This is a genomic window from Williamwhitmania sp., assembly GCA_035529935.1.
Classification (GTDB): Bacteria; Bacteroidota; Bacteroidia; order Bacteroidales; family Williamwhitmaniaceae; genus Williamwhitmania.
Genome location: DATKVT010000088.1, coordinates 1 through 2,246 on the forward strand (window position 1 = coordinate 1; position 2,246 = coordinate 2,246).

Here is a 2,246-nt window from a genome sequence, read left to right on the forward strand (position 1 = left end):
TTCTTCGTCTGGTTTATGGAAATCTTCAAGTACAACTAGTACAAATTGCCATTGTAAATAATAGGTTTAGCCAATGCCAAAATTCCTATTCCTGCTTGTAAGTTTTATATTGTCTCCTGCAATCAACGCCTTCGCCTCAGACCTCCCCAATCCCCAACTTACACCAGGCGCAATCAACCCGTACATTACGCAACAAAACATCCACCAAACGGTCTGTATACATGGCTACACTAAAACTGTAAGGCCCCCGTCTTACTACACCAACAAGTTAAAGAAGCGTCAGATCCGGGAATATGGCTACGAAGACAGGAATCCCAAGGACTATGAGGAAGATCATTTGATTGCTCTTTCAATTGGGGGCGATCCAAGAGATCCGCAAAACCTTTGGCCAGAACCACGTAAAAGTGAGTGGAATGCGGCCAAGAAAGACCAGCTGGAGTTCGTGCTTTACAAAATGGTTTGCAGGAATGAGATATCTCTTGCCGAGGCACAGCATGAGATGGCGACGAATTGGATCGAGGCTTATAAGAGGTATGTTCCTAGTCAACAGAATTAACGATTTAAGGGTAAGGTAGATTAACCTATGACACCAATTTGCTTACAGACAAAGATCAGGGCATGAAGGATTATTATGCCATATTAGGTATTGCACCCTCTGCAGAGGAGGTCGTTATCCGTGCTGCTTGGAAGGCTTTGTCACAGCGTTATCACCCCGATCGGTATGTTGGAGATGTCTCAAAAGCTAATGCACGGATGGTAGAAATCAACGAGGCTTACAGTATCCTTTCAGACCCAATTCGACGTCAAACTTATGACAAGTCAAGGAGTGGTAAAGAGGGAGACTTCGCAGAATGGGTTCATGAAGAAGAAGCAGGTCAAGCCACAAACAGTTTTGATCCACTCGAGAAAGATTGGGCTTTGGCAGTTGACTTTTATCCAGATTTGGTAAGCATCAATAATAGACTATCAAAAATATCGAGCATGTTGGCTTTCAGTTATCGTGCTTCATTGCTTGAACGCAAGGCTTTTGAAAAACGAAAATCATTTGCTGAAAAAGCGGAGGAATCATTCTTGGAATCATACTTTGGTAGCAACAAAAAAATTGTTGATTTTGCACTTGAGTTGATATTGGCCGGGAATAAAGCTGCCGCAAAAGCTCTTAATGATTCCATTCGAGTATTAGGTAGCGAAGTTTCACCAAACAGGGTTATAAAAAAAATCTGCAAGGACTTTAATTTCGAAACAGAAGAAATGAAGAGTGATGCTGAAAGAATGAAGTGGGGTGAGGAAAAAAGGGAGAAGACAAATGCATGGAATAATGCAGTAGAAGTAGGAAGTAATGAGAGTCCTTTTCTACCTTGGGGAGTTTCGATATTAATATTTGCCATATTTGTAATCATTGTAACGCTTTCAATCATTCATTGATTAATACTGACTCTATAGTTAAGAAGCTTGCCTGAAGCGGGTTAACATACCTAGATTTATTAGCCATATTGAAAGGGAATCCATGAGCGGAATGTTCTCAAGCCCATTACCACCGGCAGCATTTGATAAAACCATGGTTTTTATTGATGGATCTAATCTTTTTATTCGTCTCCGTGATGCAAAGTTGAAAGTAAATAGCTTTAGTAGCATTTCCAAATTTGCGTGTCGTGAGCGTCAGCTTCACCGTACCTATTTATATACTTGTCAGGAAAAACTCGATGATGCTTATGCGGTTCATGGCGAAAAAGCATTTGAAGGCTGCAGAATCATTCTTGGTGAAAGCATAAAGCTGCCTAATGGCAAGCATAGAGAAAAAGGGGTTGATGCACTGTTAGTTGCTGATCTTGTCTACCATGCCGCCTCTAGAAATTGTCAATTTGCAATTGTGCTATCAAACGACCAAGACTTTTCTGTAGCATTAAAACGTGTTGAGGATTTTGGATGTAGGACAGGTGTGTTAAGCCTTGTCGACGATGCTCCTGAAAAGTTGAAACGTAGCTGCGACGATTATCAATTCTTTAATGAAAACCAAATGATTTCAAATAACTGGGCGGCTTCAATATAAATGTAAATATTTATTAATTCCGACCCTGAGTGTTACCCTTCAATCCTTCCTGAATACAACTATAGGCAACCATGTTCGAACTAGCATTTAAAAATATCGACGACGTACTTTGGAAAGAAGCCGGTTGTTCCAACGAATTAGATTACACAGAGCAGACATCTTGGCTGCTGTTCCTGAAATTCCTGGACGGCTTGGA

Annotated in this window: 3 protein-coding genes; all 3 read left to right on the forward strand. The window is 40.9% G+C overall.

The annotated features are described in order from the left end of the window. The first annotated feature begins 73 nt into the window (after positions 1-73). The 3 genes from VMW01_06975 to VMW01_06985 all read left to right on the forward strand — a co-directional run bounded on the left by VMW01_06975 (position 74) and on the right by VMW01_06985 (position 2,050). Positions 74-556 carry a hypothetical protein gene (locus VMW01_06975; protein HUW05985.1) on the forward strand — a complete coding sequence of 161 codons (483 nt, stop codon included), beginning with the start codon at positions 74-76 and terminating at the stop codon, positions 554-556. A 62-nt stretch (positions 557-618) separates the two neighbouring features. Next, the gene (locus VMW01_06980; protein ID HUW05986.1) at positions 619-1,425 is read left to right on the forward strand and encodes a J domain-containing protein; all 807 of its coding nucleotides are present in this window, start codon (positions 619-621) and stop codon (positions 1,423-1,425) included. Between the two features lie 82 nt (positions 1,426-1,507). After that, positions 1,508-2,050, forward strand: coding sequence for an NYN domain-containing protein (locus VMW01_06985; protein HUW05987.1), 543 nt, complete (start codon positions 1,508-1,510; stop codon positions 2,048-2,050). Positions 2,051-2,246: the final 196 nt, after the last annotated feature.